Raw genomic sequence first — 14,641 nt, 5'->3', positions numbered from 1 at the left:
TAAAGTGGAACTAGATAGAGAGAAGGAGAGGGGAAGCGATCATGAAACCGCACACGCCTGAACGGGATGCAATCGAGGGGGGTGGCGGACAAGACGGCGCTGCGGCGTTGGCGCGCTACGGCAGGCGCCAGCAAGCACGCGTTTTGTCCCGGGAAAAGAGAAAAAAACAATACCGCTTCATCGGCTGGCTGCTTTTCGCTATCGCTGTCTTCTGGGGAGCAGGTGCGCTGATTTGGAGCGGATACGGGGCGTTAAAAACGACGGCGGGCCGTGAGATCGCCATTATGCGGTTAAAAGAGGCCATCGAAGATCGCGATGCCGCCGCTTTGCAGGCGTTGCTGCGGGTGGCGGATGAAACGGCGCCGATCAATGGCCAAACGCTGACGCCTTTGTTTGCCTATTTCGACCAGCATCCGGAGGCGTATGAAACGCTTGATAAGGAGTTCGCCCGCCAGCGCGAGGGCGGGCATGTGTATATTAAAGGGTTGACGTCCCATCCGCCGGTGTTCACCATTCATGTGTTTGAAAACCGATATGTGTTTGAGCCGGCTCTATATTTCGTCCACGTCCGCCTTGACGATCCCGAGGCAACGCTTGTCGTCAATGGAAGGGAAGTGAAGGGAGGGGCGACAAAAGATCCATTCATCAAAAAAATCGGCCCGTATTTGCCCGGTGTGTACACAGTGACCGCTGTTGATCCGCAGGGCAAAAAGAAGACGGTCCGCGTCGAGTTGTTCGGCGGCGCCCGCGTTCGTGAAATTGATATCACGAAATGAGTGAATAGGCAAATACCGCTTCGACGGTAGCGGTAATGACGACAACGTGCGTCTGCCCAAGGCGGCGCTGATGAGGAAGCGCCAAGAACGGCCGGCCCGTATGGCGCCGGCGGGCTTGTTGTCCGTTCCTTCAGCCTAACCGGTATGTCGTGAAGCGGCAAGCTAAGAGCGCGGGCGATGGCCAGCGCTTTTTCTTTTGCATTTGGCCGCTAGGCGGCTTTTTGATCGTCATCGGCTGCCCGCCAGTAATAGACGCGTGGCAGGCCGATATAGCACCAGTATTCTTTTAACAATGAGACGGTGACAAACGACAAAAGCTGCCAATCGATCCCCTTCATAGTCCTCCTCCTTTTGTTTGCCGCGTTTAGTATAGCCTATTCGAAACAGCTATTGTCCTATACGTGCGGATCCGGGCGGCAATGAAACTTCCCAAGGAGCTTGTACGTATCATGGAATGGACGTGTTATAATGGAAGAAAAGATGAAGAAAGGGATGGACAATGAAGCAACTGCTTCGCACGATATGGCGCTGGTTTGTTTCATGGAACGCTGGGATCATCGTTGCAGTTACGGTATTTATTGCCGCCGATTTTCGCGTTTTGCCCTCGCTCTTATCAGGAATGGGAGCGATGTGGGGAGTGTCCGCTGTGATGAAAAGGCGGCATCGCCGCTTGGCAGCTGACGTGCCGGCCGAGGAGCAGGCATACGTCCGCAGCCAGCTTTGCGAGGCACGCGCGTTATGGAAACGGCTGCGCCGCGCCCGCTACCGGCTTCGTTCGGTGGCCATGTGGCAAACCGTTTCCCGGTTGAGTGCGGTCGTCGACCGGATCATTCGTGCGGTTGAGCAAAAGCCGCATCAGCTCCGCCTCGCCCAGCCGTTTTTCTTAAACGAGTGGCCGACGGCAGTGGAGATGGTTGAAAAATATGTATACTTGTCGCAACAGCCGGTGCAAAGCGCCGACATGGCCGAGGCGCTGCGGAAGACGGAACGGCTGCTCGGCGAGCTGACCGAAACGGCGGAGCGGCAGCTGCTCGAAGTGTTATCCAGTGACGTTTGGTCGCTTCAGACGGAAGCGAAAGTGCTTGAGCAATCGCTCCAACAGCCGGATCGTCTTCATTTGCCGCTGTCAAAGAAAGGAGAATGATGGTGGACGAACGGAATCACGAGATGGAATCACTCGAACGGCTTCATGAACGGGAGCGGACAAGCACGCTTGATGATCTGCTTGCCCAGCCGTTTTCCCCGCCAACCGCGCCGCCGTTTGAAGAAGAGAAACGAGCCAACGCGCTTGATGCGCTAAAACCTGAACATCGGGAAAAAGCGTTGGCGCTGGCCCGACAAATCGATCCAGCCAATCACCAGGCCATTTTGCAATACGGGGTGGCGGCGCAAGCCGAGCTGTCCAAGTTTTCCCATACGATTTTGCATCATGTGCAGACGAAAGACGCCGGCCCGGTCGGTGAAGTGATCAGCGAGCTGATGGCGAAAATTAAGGAAGTCAATCCCGATGATTTAATGCCGGCGAAAAAAGGGCTTTTGTCCCGCTTGTTCGGCACGGTGGCCAAGCCGCTGCAAGGAATGTTGGCGAAATATCAAAAAATCGGCGTCGAAATCGACAAAATCGCCGACCAGCTGGAAAAACACCGGCACTTGCTGTTTCGCGACATCACGATGCTGGAGACGCTTTATGAGAAAAATAAAGAGTATTTTGAGGCGCTCAATATTTATATTGCGGCTGCAGAATACAAGCTCGAGGAGCTGCGGACGAAAACGATCCCGGAAAAACAAGCGGCCGCTGAGCGCTCCGGCGACCAAATGGTCTGGCAAGAGGTGCAAGATTTGCGCCAGTTTGCCGACCGGCTGGAAAAGCGGGTGCACGACTTAAAGCTCAGCCGGCAAGTGACGATCCAGACCGCGCCGCAAATCCGCATGATTCAGCATATGAATGAGACGCTCGTCGAGCGCATCCAGTCATCGATTTTAAACGCAATTCCGCTTTGGAAAAACCAAGTCGTCATCGCGTTGACGCTGTTTCGCCAGCAAAAGGCGGCGGAGGCGCAAAAGCAGGTCGCTGAAACGACGAACGAACTATTGTTGCGCAACTCCGAGTTGTTAAAAACGAACAGCATTGACATCGCCAAAGAGAATGAGCGTGGCTTGGTCGATCTCGAGACATTGAAGCGGACACAAGAAAACTTGATCGCTACGCTCGAGGAAACGCTAAAAATCCAGGCGGAAGGCCGCTTGAAACGGCAACAGGCCGAACGGGAACTAGCAGCCATGGAAGCGGAACTGAAACAGACGCTTCTGTCCTTGAAGCGGCCGGAGCGGTAGGAGCGGGGATAGATGCCGTTCCTTTTGTCAACGAGGGAAGGGACAAGCGAAAAGGGTGCCTTGCCATCGCAAGGACACCCTTTTCTACATTTTGCCTTACCGCTTTCGTCCTGCTGCAGCATCCGGTTGGGGTTTTGGACAGGCCGCTTTCTGGCTTATAAAACTGGGGGATTGGGTGGTTCTTGGTTTTGCCGGTCTTCGCCCGCCCGTTCATCTTCGCGGCTATCGGGGCGGGCGGTGCGGACGTCAAACTCTTCCGCCGCTTCGGTCTGCCACTGGCGGCCGATCAGCGGCGCCCCTTCCTCCCCATGTTGGCCGACGACAAAACGCAGCACGTAGCCGTGGAACAACAGCTCCCCTAACGCAGCAAGCAAAGCGGAGAAAAAGGCCGCGCTGACGATGGCGCCTCCGGCAACGTCGTAAAACGCGCCAATGCCGATCCAAGTGGCGACAAACACGAAGCCGAAGTCAGCGATCGTCGCCGAGACGTTGCCGAGACGCGGCAAGACGTACAAATCGCCGAGCGCGTAGGCGATAAGTGTCACCCAAAGGCTGAACCATAATAGTTCCGCGGATGAAATGCGCAAAAACAGTGGCAAAATGGCAAACATCACGGTAGTCGTCAGCAAATATTTCAGCGCCAATGCGAGCAAATGTCTCATTTTTGCGCCGCCATCCTTATTCCGCGGGATAGTTCGGGCCCTCTAGTTTTTTATCTCCGTATCCCGGTTGCTTTTCCATATTTTTTGCCGGTTGTTGTTTTTTTTGTTTCTGTTCCAAACTGTCGTTTTGTTTTGGCTGTCTCACTGGCCATCATCCTCTCTAGTTAGTGTGTATCGTTAGTTTGCCGTATTTGTCCTGATGTATGCATGCATTTATCCATAAACTTCCTCTTTTTATTTTTCATCCCTGTTTCACATTATAAATGAACGATGTTAACAGGGAGGAAAGCGAATGACAGAGAACAAACAATCGCTTGAGGTGGCCGGGCGCCAGTATGATCCGTCTGATTACAAGTCAGCCACGGCTCTCGGTGCGGGGTTGGCCGAGACGCATGAACAAGTAAGCGATGTGTATGCGGAAGGGACAATTGAGGCGGCGGTCGATCAAGAAAACGCGCCGGATCTCCCGCTGTCCCGGCCGGAGTAAACAACAAAGCGCCAAGGATTCGCTCCTTGGCGTTTTGACTGATGGCCAAGGCTGTCCATCGGTGAGAAATGAAAGGGGAAAAGGAAAGAAAAACAGTTCGTACTTTCGGATTTCGCCGTCTATACTAGTAATGCGCACGGCGATTCACATAAGGGGGATGATCATCGTGAGATGGCAGCGGGCTTTATTGGCGTTGCTCAAAGAGCGGAAAGATCACTCAATCGCATTGGCGATTGACACGTCGAACCGCCCGGCGCGGCCTGTGCTCATTCAAAACATCGTCAAGCTGTTTGAGAAATTGCGTCCGGACACGCTGCTTGTGCAGGCGGATTTCAAAATTCGCGATGTCTCGCCGGTCGGCGTAGCTACGATCAAGTATTTCAAACATGGGAAATCGTCGTACACCGAAGTGCTCGAATGGGCCGCTGCGCAAAAAATCGATACATTGTTTTACATCACCGATGTGACGGGCTATTTTTACGAAGAGCTACAAGTCGACTATGAAGTGTTCTGGCTTGTGCCGGACGATTACATGCCGCGCGTGCCGTTTGGCAAGCCGATTCGCGTTGCTTAAAGCTGTGCGGAACACCCTTCGTAATGAAGGGTGTTTTTATTTGTGTAAGGAATTTTAACAAAGTTTTTGTGAGTGAAACCGGTTTCTATAAAAAACAGGCGTTGATTTTAGGTTTATTATGTTATATATTATAACACATAAAGTGATGATGAATGACGGATAGGGGGAGATGAGGTATGGGTGAAAAAACGTTGATGCTTGGGCTTGATGCTCTATGGGTCATGCTCTCGGCGGTACTCGTCATCGGCATGCAGGTAGGGTTCGCCTTGCTTGAGGCGGGATCGACGCGTATGAAAAACTCTGGGCATGTAGCTGGCAAACAAATATTGAGTTTTGCCATCGCCTCGTTGGCGTTTTGGGCGTTCGGTTTTGCCATTACGTTTGGTGCTGGGAACGGTTTGATCGGGACAGATGGTTGGTTTTTACGAGAGGGAGAAGGAACGTTTGATTCGTTGTCGTGGGCCAATGTGCCACTTGAGCTGAAATTTTTGTTTCAACTCGGGTTTGCCGGTGTGTCGCTCGCCATTGCCTGGGGCGGCTTCGCTGAGCGGGCGAAACTATCGGTTTATTTCCTTTTCGGGGCGATTTTCACCATTGCTATTTACCCGGTGATCGGCCATTGGGTATGGGGCGGCGGGTGGCTCGGGCAACTTGGAATGCAAGATTTTGCCGGCTCGACGGTTGTCCATTTGCAAGGGGCGATTGCGGCGCTCATGGCCACGATGTTACTCGGTCCGCGCATTGGCAAGTTTAATAAAGACAAAACGCCAAACGTTATTCCGGGACATAACCAAGTGTACACGGTCATCGGCGGGTTGATTTTATGGATTGGCTGGTTCGGATTTAATGCTGGAAGCACGATGGCAGTTGGCGATGGGTTTTTTGGCTATGTCGCCTTGACGACGAATTTGGCTGCTGCGGCAGGGGCGGTTGCAGCGATTGTTACAGCAAAAATGTTAGTCGGTAAAGCGGACATTCCGGCGATGGTCAACGGCGTGCTGGCCGCGCTTGTCGCCATTACGGCCGCGTGCGCGTTCGTCGAACCGTGGGCGGCGGTTATCATCGGAGCGGCAGCCGGGTCGTTGACGTTCTGGACATCCATCTATTTTGAACGAAAAGGAATTGATGATCCAATTTACGCCTTTTCCGTCCATGGCATTGCGGGTGTGATCGGCACCATTTCAACCGGGTTTTTCGCTTCGCCGCGGTTGGTTGAGATCACAGGCATCGGCAAAGCCGGGTTGTTTTATGGCGGCGGCTTTGACCAGCTGATTGTTCAGACAGTCGGTGTGCTTGGTGCTGCGGTGTATGTGGCTGTAGTTTCGTTCGTCATCTTATATGCCATGAAGAAAACGATCGGATTGCGCGTCACTGCGGAGCAAGAAATTTCCGGGCTCGATATTAGTGAGCACGGCTCTTACGGTTATCCGGAACAGCTTGACCCGGCGTACCAGCCGAATGCAGCGGTGCGGCAGTAAGAGGGCGGCGATAGGGGGCGGCTTATATCGAGGGAGCGCATCGAATATGCCGCCCTGTTCACCGTCATTTTCCGTTTGTTTTGAGTGGACGGGAGATAACTCGGTTTCATCAATTAGAAGAGGATGCGGGATTATGGAATTATTATTCGCAAAGGTAATGGATCACTTAAAAAAGGCCGAATCGGTCATCGACCTTCGCTTCGGTCATGATGAACTGGCGCATGAATGGCGGCGCCACTTGGCGTTGGAACGCATCGGGCAGCTGGCCGAAGAAATGGCTTGTGTGCATGAGGTGATGCTCCACCGCGTCTTTTTCCTCGCCGAACGGGAGGCGGTCAACATGTCGGTCGGCCGCCGTCCGTCCGCCTGGTGTTGGTACGTGATGGGAAGCATCGGCCGGCGTGAGCCGACGGTTTGGACCGATCAAGATCATGGCATTTTGTTTGACTGTGCCAAGGGAGAGGAAGCGGCTTGTTATGAGTTCGTCCGTCACATGGCGGCGATTGGGACGAAGATGCTGTATGAGGCCGGGTATCCGTACTGTTCCGGCTATGTGATGCCAACCAACAAGCGGTGGGCGCAGTCGTTGACCGATTGGGAACGGCAGCTGTCGTCCTATGTAGACGGCGGATGGCCGAGCGATGTGCGTTTTTTGTTCATCGCAATGGATATGAGATCGTTTTACGGCGACGCGAAACTGGCTGAGGCGGCAAGAAGGGCGCTGTTTGCAGCAATAGCCGACCGGCCGCCCTTATTGGCGCGCATGGGCGAGCACGTTTCATTTCCTCCGGTTCCGCTCGGTTGGTTCGGGAACGTGCAAACAGAGCGTTGGGGGCCGCATAGCGGAGCAATTCATATGAAGCAAAGTGGTTATGTGCAAATCACGAACGCTTTAAAGTGGCTCGCCTGCCTGATGCGCGTGCCGGCGGCCACGACGGCCGAGCGGCGGCGCGCACTCGCTGAAGCCGGACGGTTGCCGGCGGCGCTCGCCGCCGATATAGCGAAAGCACTCGATGTTTACTACTATGTTCGCTTAAAGTACGGCACGGAGGCGGAAGATGGGCGGGAATATATTTTATGGCGGGCGCTTGAGCGGGAGGAGCAAAAGCAGTTGAAGCAGGCGATGCGCACCGCGAAGCGGCTGCAGCGCTTTGTCGCCCGGCGGGTGGCCAGCATTCATGAATGAGCGGCACCGTTTTTGGCAGCGGGCGCTCCGCCTCTTGTCGCTCGGCATCCCGCGCGAGGCGTCATCCGCCTTTTTAGGCAATGAACCTTCGTGGCAGCAAGAACATTGGCTACGCTCGCTGCAAAAGGAAAAACAAAATGTCATCGACTGGGACGGTCGGTTGGCTGACATTCCATTTGTCATCGTCGATATGGAAACGACCGGTTTTTCGCCTCAGCAAGGCGACGAGATTTTGGCCATAGCGGCGGCGAAAACCGTCAATGGCCGGGTGATCGATACGTATGCGACCCTCGTCAGGCCGGAACAGCCGATTCCGACATCCATTTCCGCTTTAACAGGCATTACGGAAGACGATGTTGCCCCCGCTCCGCCGCTTGCGGAGGCGCTGCGCACATTTGTCCCTTTTATCGCCGCCGGTGTCTTAACGGGCTATCATATCGGCCATGACTTGGCGTTTTTGCGTCATGCCCTTTGGCGCCATTACCGGCAAAAGTGGGCGGGGCGTTTTGTCGATATGCAGCCGATTGTTCGGCTTGTCCGCCATCCATGTCCGACGCTCGATGAGGCGCTGGCGTGCTATGGCATTGAATGCGTGCGCCGCCATACCGCCGACGGCGATGTCGAAGCGATGGCGGAGCTATGGGGGATTTTGCTTAAGGAGCTTCGCGGGCGCGGCATCGATACGTTGCACGATTTGTATGCGGTGCTCAGCCGCCACTGACGCTCCTAGGCAGGATAGAGAGCTGGGAGGCTGGTGAAGGATTGGCATTGTTCGTAAAGCGATCGAGTTCGCCGGAAAGAAAAGTTGGTTTTACAAAAACTTCCCAATTCGAGAGAGGATCGTTTTGAGTTTCTTTTCGGTCAATCGCTGCCTGTTAACATTCTCTGAAAGAAGCCTCCCACTTCTAAACGAAGTGAAAGTGGGAGATGAATTTCGGTTAGACGTAGCCTGAAGTTGTCTCTTTTTTGCGCGATGATAACTAGAAAAAGCGCCAAGTTTGGCGCTTTTTCACTAGGATTAGAGCGGTTTGGTCGGCGTCGGCTCTGCGTAGCCTTCTTTGTATTTCTCATCGATCATCTGCCGGATGTCTTTGACCGATTTTCCTTGGTCGTAAGCGGCGATCGATTCGGCAGCGATTTCCAGACAGACGCCGCATTTAGTCGCATGGTCATCCCAGACGACCGCTCCGTCTTTTTTATTTTCATAGATAAAGCAATCATAGTTGTTTTTATGGCCGGCCGATTGCCCGCAACCGCAATAGCAAGGGATTTGTTCGAGCAGCTCGCGGTGTTCAGCGGCCTGCTGGTACAAGATCGCCATCTCTTCTTCAAACGCCCCTAAAAAGCTCGGCAAATGCTCCGTTGATTTTGTTGTTTCGCGAATATCACCTGTCGCTGTTTTCGTCATATTCGAATGGCTTTGTTCTTGGCTGCTGCCATCTGCGCAGCCTGACAGAAGAACGCCAACTGACAACATACATGCTGCCATCCATGCCGGACGTCTCAAATTTCTTCTTCCTTTCTTTTATTGGTCGGTTTCTAGCGTGGTTATTGACAGTTTGAATGTATCATACTTTGCCTTAGACGGCAACCATCTTGTAAGCTAGGCGCGCTGCCGTTGGGCCGAGTAGGGCTCTTTTTGGCGTTTTTTCCCTATTATGGCAAAATAGACGATAAAAACAACGAACAAAAACCATGCATCGACCATATACAGCGCCCGAAAGCCGAAAGAGGCCATCAGCACGCCGGTGAGAAAGGATCCGGCGCTAATTCCGATATCAAAAATGGATAGAAAGGTGCCGAGCGAAGAAGAGCTTCGCGCAAGAGGGGCCGATTGAATCGCCATCGTCTGCAAAACAGGAAATAAATTTCCCCAGCCCATTCCAATGAGAGCGGCACTTAGCAAAAAGATTCCTGCTGTTTTGGCTATGCTTAGCAAAACAAGCCCGATGGCAAACGATGCGGTGCAAAAAGCCATGAGCGCTTTCGGACCGTGCGCATCGAACCACCTCCCGGTAAACGGGCGGGAAAGAAGCAAGATGGCGGCGTAAATGACGAAAAAGAGATTGCCGCTTTCGCCAAGTTCAAGTTCCTGGGCATAAACGGATACGAACGACAACACAGGAGCGTACGCTAACGCGAACAGCGCGCCAATGAGCGCCAACGGCAAAACGGACACTTCGACCATATGTTTTGGCGAGAGCCGGACTTGTTGGTTAGAAGGCGGCTGCTTCAGCTGCGCTGGTAACCGAATTGACAAAGAAGAAAAAAAAGCAATGGCAGCACATGCCAGTGCGGCCGCCAACATTAAAAACGCCCCTAAATGTTCTAAGGAAAAGAGCCCTAAAAACGGTCCAGCGACCATCGATAGGTTGGAAGATAAGACAAAGTAGCCCATTCCCTCCCCTTGACGCGACGGCGGGATGATATCGGCGGTGATCGCGCCGGCCACCATCGTCGCGATGCCGAATCCTAAGCCGTGCAAAAAGCGAACGGCTAACAAACTTATGAGGGTATGAGAAAACAAATATAATACTGAAGAGACGATAAAAATGACAATCGACCACTTGAGCATCGCGAGCTTCCCATAGCGTCCGACAAACGGCCCGGCGGCGAAGCGGACCACAATAGCCGCCGCCAAAAAAACAGCCGATACAAGTCCTGATAATGACTCATCGACGCGCAAGTCATGAATGGCGTAAATCGGCATCGTAACCAATAGAAAGTAATAGTTTGTAAATAGAAAAAAATTGCAAAGAAAAAGACTGATAAAGTTTTTTGACCATAATGTTTCCGACTGACTCATGAATCACGATCCTTTCTTTCGTTGAAATAATGAAAAGAAAAACAGCAGGGGAAAGCAGCTTTCCGCTGTTTCCACCTGCATTGGATGGGAGTGTCATCTTATCTTTATGATAATACTTCCGGTTTGATTTTTCTACTTGTATGCTCGTAATGGTATAAAAAGTCGGCCACTTCATAATCTTGCGGGGTGCGCTGTTTGAAAATGGTGTTGCGCAGCAAAATGGTTACCGGGTCAGCGGCATGGAGAATTTCTCCCCACGTCCGCGCACTTCGTTGCACTCTAGCCGTGCGCGGAATTCTCTCTTTTTGGTAGGCTAAAAACGCCTGTTCATAGTCGTCCGGATATTGCTTCAACATATCCGCCAAATACGAGGCGTCTTCGAGCGCCTGGCAACCTCCTTGGGCCAAATATTGAAGCATTGCATGGGCTGCGTCGCCAAGCAAGGTGACGTTTCCTTTCGTCCAGTTGTCAATCGGCAACCGATCGTACATCGGCCAACGGAACTGACGGTTGATGAACGATAGGGCGCGCCATACTTTCGGATGGCTGCCTTGGAAGCGCTGCTCCATCTCGTCCGGCGTTCCCCAGTCGTCGCTGCCTTCTTTATACCGATATGATTTGAACACAACAACTTGGTTGTACAGTTGTTTGCTTCTGACTGGATATTGGACAAGGTGCAAGTACGGTCCGATCCACATAATGACATCATCGAGCTCAATGTTGTCCGTTTCAATTTCCTCGATCGGAATTGTACCGCGATAAGCGACATATTCTGAACAGACAGGCTCATCGTCCGAGAAATATTTGCGAATGTTTGAGCGGATGCCATCGGCGCCAATGACCGCATCGCCTGTGAACGTATCGCCGCTTTCGCTCGTGACCGTAACACCGTTGTGATGTTGGTCGACGGAGACGATCGTTTGGTTGTTGACAAACGTCACTTTGCCTGTACGGACGCACGCTTCAAACAAAATGCGATGCAAATCGGCGCGGTGAAGGACGATGTACGGATGCCCGTAGCGTTTAAGAAACGCTTCTCCGAGATCCATCGTGCTTAGTTCTTCACCCGTATAGACATCTTTCAGCACGAGCCGTTTCGGAAAGACAGCCACCTTTTGAATGTCATCCATTACGCCAAACCGCTTCAAGACGGATGTCGCGTTTGGCGCTAGCTGGATGCCGGCGCCGACTTCGCCAAATTCCGGCGCCCGTTCTAACACCGTCGATGTTTTCCCGTTTTCAGCGGCAGCCAGAGCGGCAGCTAAGCCGCCGATGCCGCCGCCGACGATGATCAAATCTGTTTTGGTCATGATGAATCCCTCCTATTGATTATGGGGAGTGGTTACCCGAGAACGGGTTTGAATTCTCCCGTTATAGTTTGATAGCCATTGTTTGTCTCCAATGCTTGCTCCTGCTCCAGGCCAAATTTCTCGAGAATCGGCAAATCGTTTGTTGAGAATAAATAGCTGTCTTCTTCAGCGACATGTTCATGCCATGCCCAGTTCGGCACGACGAAGAAGTCGCCTTTTTCCCAGTCGAAGCGGACGCCGTTGATAATCGTATACCCTGATCCTTCAAAGACGTGATAGATGGATGCGTGCGTATGGCGATGAGCTTTCGTATGGAAGCCTTTCGGCAGCTTTTGCATCCAGGAAGCGATCGTCGGGCACGCCGTTTCACCGTTGGACGGATTAATGTATTCAACCGCATACCCGTCATACGGATCCGGCTCAAAGCGGCTCAGTCCTTCGAGCGCTTCGTGTGTGCGCTTCCATTTGTATGCCGCAAGCGGCGCTTTTTTCGGATAACGGTCAGAAACCGGGCGCACCATTCCTCCTTCATAGCGCTGCGCCGAGTAGTTATCCGGCACTTCCGGATCTTGGAGCCTCTCGGGGTACGGCTCAAAAAACGTGCCGCCTAAGAAATAGACTGTCGGAATGTCTAGGCAGTCCATCCAAATCATCGGTTCCGAGCCCGGATGGCCATGGCCGTGCCAAAGTCCGTTTGGCGTCGTCAAGAAGTCGCCGCGCTCCATGAAGATGCGCTCTCCTTGTACGATCGTGTACGCGCCTTCGCCTTCCATCACAAAACGAAGCGCATTTTGCACGTGGCGGTGGGACGGGGCCGTTTCACCCGGCAAAATCAGTTGGACGGCCGCATACAACGTTTGGGTTGTAGATGCCCAGCCCCAAGGTTTCCGATAGTTCAGCCCCGGGTTTTGCAAGTAGATGGCGCGCCGCTCGCCGCCGCGGTCCGGAGTGAAAATTTGCGTTGCTTCCATCAACTTTTTCTTCAGAAGGCTGTATTTCCATAAGTACGCTTTGGCGTGCGGCTCGGGTTGATGTTTCATTAAATCGGGAATCGCGTTCCAAAGCGGGCCCAAATGGTATTGCTCGATATCGCGGTTGAAATCAAGGACATCTTGGTCTTGCAGGAAATTCCCTTTCTCCGCCATGGTGATCACTCCTTTATTTAGTTTCGTTCCATTTGTTGACGTTGCGCTTGATTTGCCCCAGGTGCTTTTGGACGTGCTCCACAATCAAATGATCAATAATGAATTGCAGCGGTTGACCGTTGAATTTCGGATTGCGGCTCGGCGCAACAATGGACAAATCGCTTTCCTCCAGACGCCGGAACAGATCATCAACCGTTGCCGGAACCGTTTTCAGCTGCGCCAACAGTTCCGCGGTGGGCAGGGCATTGACATGGGCTTCCTCGACAGCCGCCAGCCGAACCTCATCCGCCAGTCCGCGGCCCCATGCAGTCGAGGCGTCTTGTTTGATCCGGTTGATTTCCCCCACCCAATACGGAATTGCTTCGTTTAAATGGGAGAGAATTTGCGCGATCGACCATTCCTCTTCCGACGGCTTCCAACGGATCAATTCTTCAGAAAGCGATTGCACCAACTCGACAATGCGGTCAACGGTTTCGTTGACCGTTGCCGATGCCGAAGATAAAACCGCGTTGGTCATGACGACACCTCCACTTTTTTCACCCGATTTTCGAGCACCCCAATCTTCTCCACCTCAATGCGGACGACATCCCCGTCTTTTAAAAACACTTGCGGATTCCGGGCCACCCCGACGCCGCCCGGCGTGCCGGTGAGGATGACATCGCCCGGTTCAAGCGTCATGAGACCGGATAAAAATTCAACGAGATACGGAACGGTGAACACTAAATTGGCCGTGTTGGACCGTTGCCGTTCTTCTCCATTGACAAAGAGGGCGATGCCAAGACCTGACGGATCGGCCAACTCATCGGTTGTTACAAGCCATGGCCCCATCGGCGCGCTGCCATCGACCGTTTTTCCTTGCAGCCATTGCAGGGTGCGGCGCTGTAAGTCGCGGTATGTGACATCGTTGACAATGGTATAGCCTGCGACGTACGAAAGCGCTTCAGCCTGCGAAACGTTGCGGGCCCGCTTGCCAATCACAAAGGCAAACTCTGCTTCATAATCAAGCTGCTCGGAAATGGGGTGGAACGGGATATCATCTTCCGGGCCGATGACGGTATTGGCAAATTTCGCAAACACGACAGGATATGGCGGGATTTCCCGGCCCATTTCCAAAATGTGCTCGCGATAGTTATGGCCGACGCAAATCATTTTCCCCGGATTCGGAACCGGCGCTTCCAGTTTCACTTCCTCCCGCTTGAACACAAGCGGCACGTCGCTGTCATGGGAAAGGGCGAACTCCACGGCTTGTTTTGCATAGTCTAGACTCTCATCTCCACCTTGCAAAAAGCCGACCATATCGTTGGGAATATAGGCGTCGGCGATTTGTTGGGCGCGCAATTTGCCTTCAGCCCGCAGCTTTTCATAGAATGCGCGGTGAAGGTCAACGATGTAATCGCTTTCCACCAGTCCAATACGGGTAAGGCCATCTTTCGTGAACGTGATAAGTTTCATATTTCGACTTCCTTTCGTTGGTCATCTAGTTTGCGTTCCATTGTTTCAGTTCGTAAACGGCTTCATTTGGGTCATTCATCGGGTCGCGACGAATGATCGCTTCCGCTTCGCTTTGCGACGAACATTGCAAAATATAGGCGCCACCCGTTTGATCCGCAAATCCCCCAGCGAGAAGGAGCGTTCCGGATTCCTTTAATTCGGCGAGAAAGTCGCGGTGGGCTGGGAGAGTGCGCCCGGTGAATTCGTTCGTTCTCCGGATGAGAACAAGGTATTTGTTCAAGTGTGCCCCTCCTTTGTTCACTATTTGATAACTTAGTTATCTATTTATAGAATATTTCAAAGTTTGTACTATTGTCAATATTCATTTTTAAAAAATTCCCCATCTGCGTTCACGCGCAGATAAAGGACGATAAAAAATCGAAAATATATTG

17 protein-coding genes and 1 pseudogene are annotated in these 14,641 nt (G+C 52.7%); 8 read left to right on the top strand and 10 right to left on the bottom strand.

Annotated features, from left to right (window positions below; translation table 11 throughout):
- The first annotated feature begins 41 nt into the window (after positions 1-41).
- Positions 42-776, top strand: coding sequence for a hypothetical protein (locus tag ACTVDO_RS08955; RefSeq protein ID WP_168368447.1), 735 nt, complete (start codon positions 42-44; stop codon positions 774-776).
- Here ACTVDO_RS08955 and ACTVDO_RS08950 read toward each other — a convergent pair.
- A pseudogene (locus ACTVDO_RS08950) lies at positions 766-979 on the bottom strand (SIMPL domain-containing protein); the annotation flags it as partial. The gene ACTVDO_RS08955 and the pseudogene ACTVDO_RS08950 overlap by 11 nt on opposite strands.
- Before the next feature lie 6 nt (positions 980-985).
- Complete coding sequence (locus tag ACTVDO_RS08945; protein WP_255396855.1) at positions 986-1,114, bottom strand: hypothetical protein; 129 nt, start codon at positions 1,112-1,114, stop codon at positions 986-988.
- A 161-nt stretch (positions 1,115-1,275) separates the two neighbouring features.
- Between ACTVDO_RS08945 and ACTVDO_RS08940 the strand changes: the two genes are divergently transcribed.
- On the top strand, positions 1,276-1,920 hold the full coding sequence (locus ACTVDO_RS08940) for a 5-bromo-4-chloroindolyl phosphate hydrolysis family protein (RefSeq protein WP_442901354.1): 645 nt from the start codon (positions 1,276-1,278) through the stop codon (positions 1,918-1,920).
- Entirely contained in the window at positions 1,920-3,110 is a 1,191-nt protein-coding gene (locus ACTVDO_RS08935; protein ID WP_020959571.1) for a toxic anion resistance protein, read from the top strand. The genes ACTVDO_RS08940 and ACTVDO_RS08935 overlap by 1 nt, the downstream gene beginning before the upstream one ends.
- 155 nt (positions 3,111-3,265) lie before the next feature.
- Here ACTVDO_RS08935 and ACTVDO_RS08930 read toward each other — a convergent pair whose 3' ends face one another.
- Positions 3,266-3,772, bottom strand: coding sequence for a YndM family protein (locus ACTVDO_RS08930; protein ID WP_442901353.1), 507 nt, complete (start codon positions 3,770-3,772; stop codon positions 3,266-3,268).
- Positions 3,773-4,064: 292 nt separating this feature from the next.
- On the opposite strand from ACTVDO_RS08930, the gene ACTVDO_RS08925 reads away from it, so the two are divergent.
- From ACTVDO_RS08925 to ACTVDO_RS08905, 5 genes are all read left to right on the top strand, one after another.
- A complete protein-coding gene (locus tag ACTVDO_RS08925) occupies positions 4,065-4,259 on the top strand; it encodes a YozQ family protein (RefSeq protein WP_020959574.1) in 195 nt (64 codons plus the stop codon).
- Between the two features lie 166 nt (positions 4,260-4,425).
- Positions 4,426-4,833, top strand: coding sequence for a VWA-like domain-containing protein (locus ACTVDO_RS08920; protein WP_023817587.1), 408 nt, complete (start codon positions 4,426-4,428; stop codon positions 4,831-4,833).
- Between the two features lie 176 nt (positions 4,834-5,009).
- Positions 5,010-6,311 (top strand): ammonium transporter, encoded by a 1,302-nt coding sequence (locus tag ACTVDO_RS08915; protein ID WP_020959576.1) that lies wholly within the window; start codon positions 5,010-5,012, stop codon positions 6,309-6,311.
- 133 nt (positions 6,312-6,444) lie between these two features.
- Positions 6,445-7,497, top strand: coding sequence for a putative nucleotidyltransferase substrate binding domain-containing protein (locus ACTVDO_RS08910; protein WP_020959577.1), 1,053 nt, complete (start codon positions 6,445-6,447; stop codon positions 7,495-7,497).
- Positions 7,490-8,218: a 3'-5' exonuclease gene (locus tag ACTVDO_RS08905; protein WP_020959578.1), complete on the top strand. Its 729-nt coding sequence runs from the start codon at positions 7,490-7,492 to the stop codon at positions 8,216-8,218. The genes ACTVDO_RS08910 and ACTVDO_RS08905 overlap by 8 nt, the downstream gene beginning before the upstream one ends.
- A gap of 297 nt (positions 8,219-8,515) precedes the next feature.
- On the opposite strand, the gene ACTVDO_RS08900 is transcribed toward ACTVDO_RS08905, so the two are convergent.
- The 7 genes from ACTVDO_RS08900 to ACTVDO_RS08870 all read right to left on the bottom strand — a co-directional run bounded on the left by ACTVDO_RS08900 (position 8,516) and on the right by ACTVDO_RS08870 (position 14,490).
- Positions 8,516-8,986, bottom strand: coding sequence for a PCYCGC motif-containing (lipo)protein (locus ACTVDO_RS08900; protein WP_420480335.1), 471 nt, complete (start codon positions 8,984-8,986; stop codon positions 8,516-8,518).
- Between the two features lie 114 nt (positions 8,987-9,100).
- Positions 9,101-10,303, bottom strand: coding sequence for an MFS transporter (locus tag ACTVDO_RS08895; protein WP_020959580.1), 1,203 nt, complete (start codon positions 10,301-10,303; stop codon positions 9,101-9,103).
- A gap of 104 nt (positions 10,304-10,407) precedes the next feature.
- Positions 10,408-11,613: an FAD-dependent monooxygenase gene (locus ACTVDO_RS08890; RefSeq protein ID WP_020959581.1), complete on the bottom strand. Its 1,206-nt coding sequence runs from the start codon at positions 11,611-11,613 to the stop codon at positions 10,408-10,410.
- Between the two features lie 32 nt (positions 11,614-11,645).
- Positions 11,646-12,758, bottom strand: coding sequence for a cupin domain-containing protein (locus tag ACTVDO_RS08885; protein ID WP_020959582.1), 1,113 nt, complete (start codon positions 12,756-12,758; stop codon positions 11,646-11,648).
- 13 nt (positions 12,759-12,771) lie between these two features.
- Positions 12,772-13,275, bottom strand: coding sequence for a DinB family protein (locus ACTVDO_RS08880; protein ID WP_442901352.1), 504 nt, complete (start codon positions 13,273-13,275; stop codon positions 12,772-12,774).
- On the bottom strand, positions 13,272-14,210 hold the full coding sequence (locus tag ACTVDO_RS08875) for a fumarylacetoacetate hydrolase family protein (protein ID WP_429893368.1): 939 nt from the start codon (positions 14,208-14,210) through the stop codon (positions 13,272-13,274). The genes ACTVDO_RS08880 and ACTVDO_RS08875 overlap by 4 nt, the downstream gene beginning before the upstream one ends.
- Positions 14,211-14,235: 25 nt before the next feature.
- On the bottom strand, positions 14,236-14,490 hold the full coding sequence (locus ACTVDO_RS08870; protein WP_020959585.1) for a YciI family protein: 255 nt from the start codon (positions 14,488-14,490) through the stop codon (positions 14,236-14,238).
- Positions 14,491-14,641: the final 151 nt, after the last annotated feature.

The organism is Geobacillus sp. BK01, assembly GCF_052220245.1.
Classification (GTDB): domain Bacteria; phylum Bacillota; class Bacilli; order Bacillales; family Anoxybacillaceae; genus Geobacillus.
Note: the sequence above shows the minus strand (reverse complement) of the source record. Positions and strands in the feature narration are given on the sequence as shown.